General features: G+C 34.4%; 8 protein-coding genes and 1 tRNA gene. 4 read left to right on the top strand and 5 right to left on the bottom strand.

Translation table 11 applies throughout. From position 1 onward, the window contains the following. Positions 1-66: 66 nt before the first annotated feature. Positions 67-240: a hypothetical protein gene (locus K737_RS09940; protein ID WP_161630383.1), complete on the bottom strand. Its 174-nt coding sequence runs from the start codon at positions 238-240 to the stop codon at positions 67-69. 252 nt (positions 241-492) lie between these two features. Between K737_RS09940 and K737_RS01915 the strand changes: the two genes are divergently transcribed. Next, positions 493-708, top strand: a complete 216-nt coding sequence (locus K737_RS01915) for a hypothetical protein (protein ID WP_006291476.1) — start codon at positions 493-495, stop codon at positions 706-708. Between the two features lie 363 nt (positions 709-1071). Here K737_RS01915 and K737_RS01910 read toward each other — a convergent pair whose 3' ends face one another. Beyond that, positions 1072-1722: an ABC transporter ATP-binding protein gene (locus K737_RS01910; protein ID WP_006291423.1), complete on the bottom strand. Its 651-nt coding sequence runs from the start codon at positions 1720-1722 to the stop codon at positions 1072-1074. Positions 1723-2231: 509 nt separating this feature from the next. Here K737_RS01910 and K737_RS01905 point away from each other — a divergent pair. Then, positions 2232-3488: a hypothetical protein gene (locus K737_RS01905; RefSeq protein ID WP_152531035.1), complete on the top strand. Its 1257-nt coding sequence runs from the start codon at positions 2232-2234 to the stop codon at positions 3486-3488. A gap of 1218 nt (positions 3489-4706) precedes the next feature. Here the strand turns inward: K737_RS01905 and K737_RS01900 are convergent. From K737_RS01900 to K737_RS01890, 3 genes are all read right to left on the bottom strand, one after another. Then, on the bottom strand, positions 4707-4886 hold the full coding sequence (locus K737_RS01900) for a hypothetical protein (RefSeq protein WP_023492301.1): 180 nt from the start codon (positions 4884-4886) through the stop codon (positions 4707-4709). 136 nt (positions 4887-5022) lie between these two features. Continuing rightward, positions 5023-6102: an ABC transporter ATP-binding protein gene (locus K737_RS01895; protein WP_235075658.1), complete on the bottom strand. Its 1080-nt coding sequence runs from the start codon at positions 6100-6102 to the stop codon at positions 5023-5025. Positions 6103-6172: 70 nt separating this feature from the next. Continuing rightward, positions 6173-6255, bottom strand: a tRNA-Leu gene (locus tag K737_RS01890). 269 nt (positions 6256-6524) lie between these two features. Here K737_RS01890 and K737_RS11390 point away from each other — a divergent pair. Both K737_RS11390 and K737_RS11385 read left to right on the top strand, forming a co-directional pair. Beyond that, entirely contained in the window at positions 6525-6644 is a 120-nt protein-coding gene (locus K737_RS11390) for an IS630 transposase-related protein (protein ID WP_006291411.1), read from the top strand. 113 nt (positions 6645-6757) lie between these two features. After that, the gene (locus K737_RS11385; protein WP_023492299.1) at positions 6758-6931 is read left to right on the top strand and encodes a hypothetical protein; all 174 of its coding nucleotides are present in this window, start codon (positions 6758-6760) and stop codon (positions 6929-6931) included. Positions 6932-7148 lie beyond the last annotated feature (217 nt).

The following is a 7148-nucleotide window of genomic DNA, read 5'->3' as shown; positions in this document are numbered from 1 at the left end:
CCTCGCCAATAACCTTTCAAGCCATGAAATGCAAGGCAAGGCGCGTCGTGAGCACATCCGCCCCTATCAATGAAAACGATGGGGCGCCCTTCCTTTTGATGCGCCTTGAATCTTTTGGTAAAAGATGCCTTGCTTTTCGACCTCCACCTTGGGATGACGCGGGCTTTTTTTATACGTCACGCCGATGCGTTCCAGAGCGCCCAGCATTTCAGCACGGGCTGCGTCGGGAGAGTCTTTCACGTCCTTTTTCAATACCTTTCATGTCTATGCTTGTTGCTGATTTTGTTCCTTTTGTATTGGAAGGCAATTTTCTTCGACCGCCTTATAACGCTTGCGATCCAAACTGTAAAACAACGCCACACCTCTCTAAAGCTTAGTCCCTCTTCCTTTCTGATTTCTAACTCTCTATGCCGAAAATCTGCTGAATATAGCATAAATTATTAATTAAAATCATTTTATTTTGCTTTTGCTGTATTTAATATTTATCATAATATGAAAGCTTTAAACAGTTCTTTTGGAGGGGCAAAACCTTGCGACTCTTTTCTTTGGAGTTTTTTTCGCACGTTTATCGGCAGCCTTCACGAGGTTCATGGTCCTGATCTTTTTGCAAGTAAAAATCGATGGAATTATCTTGGGCATCACAGATTCCACGGATCTTGGTACTTAGATGTCTTCGTTCTTGTTTTTTTAGCACCAGCGCTGTGTTAACGTGCCCGCACAATCGTTCATTGCGTGCTCGTTTTCAGCATCACTAGCTAAGATTTCAAAAACGCTTTTCTACACTCTTTTTTGACAATGGATGGCTTTAAAATCGCCAAAGGCTAAAATTTCTCTATGAGCTCCCTGTGTGCTAGGCGATACGCGATAAAAACAACCTCTACAAACGGGCGTCTTTGTCTGTAACGCCAGCACTCCATTAGTTTTTAGGCAAAAAATCCTTTATCCACTGATCATCCCGCAATGCATACCGTCTTGTTTAACACACCTCTCTTTTTGATTTTTATTAAATTCTAAAGAAATACAGAAAAATAAATTTAATTGAAAACGTGCCTTAGACACTACTCAACCAAATCAAATCGTTAGCATAACGCTGCTTTCTGGGCGCCAATGTAAAAACACTTGACTATCCCATGTGATGGGACGCTCTGCAAGCCGCATAAGATTTGGTTGAGTGGCAAGCACTACATGCCCTGAAGTAAGCGTAACATAATAAATTGAAACATCCCCAAGATAAGCCACATCTGTAACAACACCTTCAGTCATATTAGAAACATGTTCAAGTTTCTGAACCGAGAGGACAACTTTTTCGGGACGAACAGTCACATGAACTTCTGCCCCTACCGGAGCGCTAGAAGAATAAGAAACTTCCACCTCTTGATCTAATGCAGGGCAATACACGTACACATAATCTTCGGAAGTCCCTGTCACCTGACCTTTAAATACATTGATAGATCCAATAAATTTTGCTACCGAAAGAGAATTAGGATATTCGTAAATCTCTCCTGGCGTTCCTACCTGCTTGATACGACCTGCCTCCATAATTCCAATGCGAGAAGACATCGTCATTGCTTCTTCTTGATCATGAGTAACTACCACAAAAGTAATTCCTAACTGCTCTTGGAATGTTAGCGACTTTCCAGATGCATTGCTAATATAGCGATTAAACCCTTTGAATGTAAGAAAAAATAGAATTATGCATACTCTAAGAAGGTTAAGATTCACTTACAAAAAAATATGAATCATTCAAATATGAATCATCCAAAAAGGAGCACAAAAAATAATCTGACTTTTCATAAAGAGAAAAAATAAAAATTTTGTAAAAAGCTGAACACAAACTATTTTCCAGATTTTGCTCTCATTAAACAAATTAGCTCAATCAAAAGGATATCGAAAAAAATCAATGTACCATAGAAGCACTTTTTAATGATTACAATTGATAATCATTAAAAATTAAATTTTTTATTTTAAAATAATGATGTAACCTTTTAACATTTAAATAAATGATAAATTTAAAAAAGCTTTATTTACTCGTTTGCTTATTAAGCACTTGTGTATATGCTGAAAGTATTCAAGACAATTTTAATAACTTCAAAACAAGCATGTTTAAAACATTAAACTCTGTTATGAATTTGAAATTTTACCCTTCTTTGCCAGTTAATCTTTCATTTAATAAGTTTAATTCAAGTGAGTTTAGAAAAAGATTAACGCATTTGTCATCGAATTTTTTTGCTTTGAAAATACTTTTAAGAAATTTGATCAAGAATGCGGAAAAAGTCGATGTATTTGATGCTTCCATAGACGCTTCGGATCAAGAAAGTTTAGTGAAAGCTTTAATTTTAGATATCGAAGAAGCGATCAATATGTCAGAAACAAATAAGCGCTCTACATTTAGTAATTTTTTAAGAAATCCTAGCATTTCTACATGTCAAAATCATGCTGAAGATGGAAGAAAGCCACAACCAAATACTCTCTCTACTTATCTGCAAAAGATTTCTAATTATATAGACAATGTCTATGCTCAACTTAAAAATCTTCACCAAATGAGCATAATTGAACGATTTGCTGAAGAGTGCTTAGACGATATATTTAGTGGGGAAAGTCTTTCTACTACTATGAGAGTGCCTCACTCTCTTGCACAAACTCCACAAACATCATTTCAAATAAAATTTTTGGAAGAAACATTCAAGAAGTTTGAAAAAAAGATTCTGGAATCTTGTACTAATGAAGAAATACAAAATTCTGAATCTAGCTTTATTCCGCAGTTTAAAAAAATTCAAGGTCAAATTTATAAAGTATTAAAATTGATCTGTAAAGATTCTCATTTTTCTGTACGCAAAGATCTTTCCTATTATATGACTGCTGCTGCTTTTGATGCTAAAGTGTTTGGAAACATTCCCGCATCGGTAGTTTCCAAGGTGTTCAGTCAATTAATGAATGGAATGATAATTCGTCTACAAAACGCATATACACAAGCACCTTCACAAGTAAGCGTCCTACAAAAGGAAATGGAAAATGTAGAAAAAAAGCAAGAAGAAGAACGAAGAAAATTAAAAGAAAAAAAATATGGATCTGAAATAAAAATTGAAGATAACTTTACACCAGAACAAAAACAAAAAGCTGAAATTTTCAATGCGATGGTAAAAATCGTTTCTCAAGAAGATATCTCAGATAATGAAAAAATAAATCAGATTAAGAGTTTTACAGAAAATACTTTGAATATGAAACACGGCAATATCAATAGTTTTAAAAAGAAATTTTTGCTTTTGATTCACCCAGATAAAGTCGGCTCAATTTTTCCTACAATAATTAAAACAAAATTTAAAGAAATGTTTTCATTAATTAATAATATTTTTGATAGAAATAAACATATTTTTGATGAAAATACATTAAACCAGAACAACAACAAAGAGCAGAACAACAAAGAGCAGAACAACAAAGAGCAGAACAACAAAGAGCAGAACAACAAAGAGCTGAAATTTTTAATGTGATAGTAAAAATCTTTTCTCAAGAAAATATCTCAGCTAATGAAAAAATGAACCAGATTAAGAATTTTGCAGAAAATACTTTGAATATAAAAGAAGACAATATCAATAATTTTTGATGAAAACAAATAAGATTCAAATAAAATATAGAAAATAAAGTTGCTTTGTTATAATTTATAAAAAATTATAACAAAGTATAATTAAAGATCGTCAATAAAACAATGCGTGCAGCAGCAACTATGCTTTTCCTGAATTCACTTTTTTTGATAAAATTTAGATTAAAAGAATGCAGAGGCAAGTATATGTCCAACATCTTCGATTATCTTTTTCATCTTATTATCTTTATGAAATGCGGCTTTTTCCACGATTGTTGCCAATAATTTAGATTTTTTTATTTATATATAAAATAAAAAATGTTTAAAATAACAATTATTATTTGTTGTACTTTAATTTTGACCACGATAACAAACGCGAAGATGCTTAATCAGGATTTAAAAAAAAGTTGATCAAATATAAATCAGAAAAAATTACTTGATGAAAATATTTTAGATTTTGAAAAATTTCTCATTTTTGTAGATTCTGAAGCAGACGATGAAGAAATTTCAGATCTTTTCAGAAAATCAGTAAGATATGCTTGTTTTTCTAGATTTAAGGCTTTTGAGTCTGATCTAAGGATTAGACAAATAGACAAATTAAATTTTAAACTTAGAGAAATGTACAAGAAGTCCTTATCATCAATGAAAAAGAATAAATATTTTTAATAGGGCTGGAATTAAGAAATTTAAAAGAGAAAACACTTTCAATTTTTAAGCATACGTTCCTGGATAGTTTCAAATTTTCGTATCTCTTCAATCGTATACTTGAACCTGTTCCTTATACTGAAGTCAAATTAGATCCCCTATCATTCAAAAGTATTTTGATCGCATCCAAAACGAAAAAATGAATGAAAAAGAACATGTTGCTAATTTTTATGCTTTAAAAAATGCGAAAAGTTGGAAAAATTTTTTCAATATTATGCATTTAGGCAATCTTTACTCATATCTTGAAGCGTTAGCTTATAGATAAAGAAGAATATAAGAAAGAATATTTATCTCAAAGAAGATTTTCCGTAACGCATTCTGAAGAAGATCTTAAATTCATTAAAATTAAAGAAAAATTTGAAAAAATAAAAAAAATTGTGCAAGATCTAGAACTTTATTTTCTAAAATCACTAAAGAATGGGAATCATATTAAAACTAATCCAAGATAATCCTTAAAAAGAGAATCAATAGCTCCCTTCTTATACGAGCCAATTTCTTTTCTAATAAGACTAAGATCCATAAAGCGTAAAAAAAGAGAAAAAACATGTTCTTCTATAGCCTCTTGAATGATTTTTCCCTTATGAAAGCTTGCATCTATGAGCACACTAATTCCTTCACCTAAACATTAGATCAGAGTGTTTATGTTTGACCGAAAGAGAGCTAAAGTAAAAAGATTTTAGGTAGATTTTCTGCTTACTTCCTAGTACTTCGCACTTTTCAACTAGACGCCGTTCACACAATCAAATCGTTAGCATAACGCTGCTTTCTGGGCGCCAATGTAAAAACACTTGACTATCCCATGTGATGGGACGCTCTGCAAGCCGCATAAGATTTGGTTGAGTGGCAAGCACTACATGCCCTGAAGTAAGCGTAACATAATAAATTGAAACATCCCCAAGATAAGCCACATCTGTAACAACACCTTCAGTCATATTAGAAACATGTTCAAGTTTCTGAACCGAGAGGACAACTTTTTCGGGACGAACAGTCACATGAACTTCTGCCCCTACCGGAGCGCTAGAAGAATAAGAAACTTCCACCTCTTGATCTAATGCAGGGCAATACACGTACACATAATCTTCGGAAGTCCCTGTCACCTGACCTTTAAATACATTGATAGATCCAATAAATTTTGCTACCGAAAGAGAATTAGGATATTCGTAAATCTCTCCTGGCGTTCCTACCTGCTTGATACGACCTGCCTCCATAATTCCAATGCGAGAAGACATCGTCATTGCTTCTTCTTGATCATGAGTAACTACCACAAAAGTAATTCCTAACTGCTCTTGAATATTGACGAGTTCAAACTGGGTGCGCTCTCTAAGCTTTTTATCCAAAGCTGCCATGGGTTCATCCAGAAGCAATACCTTGGGAGAACTAGCCAAAGCACGAGCCAAAGCTACACGCTGTCGTTGTCCTCCAGAAAGTTGTGACGGTTTGCGATGGATAAACTCGGTCATATGCACCAACTCTAACATTTCTTCTACCCTTTCTTGAATGGCTGCAGCAGACCATCTTTGAGTGCGCAACCCAAAGGCAATATTATTCATAACTGTCATGTGAGGAAAAAGCGCATAAGATTGAAACATCATGTTGATAGGAAGTTGATACAAAGGAGTTGAAGCAACATCAATATCATTGACGAGAATTTTTCCTTTAGACGGTTTTTCAAGGCCTGCAAGCAACCTTAACAAAGTCGTTTTTCCACATCCAGACCCTCCAAGAATAGAAAAAAACTCCCGAGAATAAATCTCTAAATCTAAATCTTGAATAACAGGAACATCTCCATAGTATTTAGAAACATCACAAATGCGAATCATCGGATCGCCAAAAACTTTCTGATTGTCTGATAAAGGTCGACTCATGATCTATAATACTATCCTTTTAGAGTGCCCGCTGCCAGATTCGAACCGGCACGACCGAAAGATCGGCAGATTTTAAGTCTGCTGCGGCTACCATTACGCCAAGCGGGCATCTGGTTAAAGATTATATCAGAAAAAATTCTAAAAAAAAGTCCCCCCTTTAAAAAATATACGGTATTTTTCTGACATCCTCTTAAGGTTCGTCCTCAATTAAGTTAATTTCTTTCTGTATTTTTTAAGAATGCGTTTCGGGATGATCGGTGGGATAGGGTAAAGGATCTTTTTCTTGAAAAACAAGGGGACAGCCTAAGACAATCACCTGTTTGTGGATGGGGGGGCACTATAGTAATTTAGGTTGAATAAGGTACAATAAAAGGAAAATGACAAAGAGCTACAGCAACGATTTAAGACAAAGGATAATAGAACATTTAGATGAAGGGGGTGGGTATATTGAAGCATCGCACCTATTTAAAATAAGTGTAGCAGCGATAGGAAGGTAGCATAGAAAATACAGACAAGAAGGAAGTTATTTTTCTAAGAGGTGTGATGGCTCAGAAAAAAGATTGACTTAGAAAAGCTTGAAGCGTACGTCAAAGAAACCCAAGATACGACCTTGAAAAAAGCTACTCAAGAATTTGGGGGAAGTATTTTTGCAATCAGTTACCGGTTAAAAAGATTAGTCTATAGCTTAAAAAAAAGACTTTTTGCACGTGGAAGCAAGCAAAGAAAAGTGAAGTTAGTATCAAGAATCGATCAAAGATATAGCGTTATCCAAGTCTTGTATTGATGCAAGCGGCATTGATATGGCTATGTGCAAAGACAGAAACTGGGGAAGAAACAGTGAAAAGTTGGCTGGCAAAAAGAGTGGAAAATATGATCAAAGAACAAACAGTATTGCCGGTTTGGTTAATAACACGCCGATAGCACCAATGGGGTTTAAGGGCTCTTGCGACACAGTATTATTCCAAGCTTGGGTAGAATTTCTGATTAAGGAACTAAAGCCT

It is taken from the genome of Holospora undulata HU1, from assembly GCF_000388175.3.
GTDB lineage: Bacteria > Pseudomonadota > Alphaproteobacteria > Holosporales > Holosporaceae > Holospora > Holospora undulata_A.
The sequence above is the reverse complement of the archived record's forward strand: the minus strand, read 5'-3'. Positions and strand labels throughout refer to the sequence as shown.

Bases quoted from the DNA above. Each gene is read 5' to 3' on its own strand.
- K737_RS01915 (WP_006291476.1), top strand. From the start codon at position 493: ATGAAAGCTTTAAACAGTTCTTTTGGAGGGGCAAAACCTTGCGACTCT.
- K737_RS01895 (WP_235075658.1), bottom strand. From the start codon at position 6,102: ATGATTCGCATTTGTGATGTTTCTAAATACTATGGAGATGTTCCTGTT.
- K737_RS11390 (WP_006291411.1), top strand. From the start codon at position 6,525: ATGACAAAGAGCTACAGCAACGATTTAAGACAAAGGATAATAGAACAT.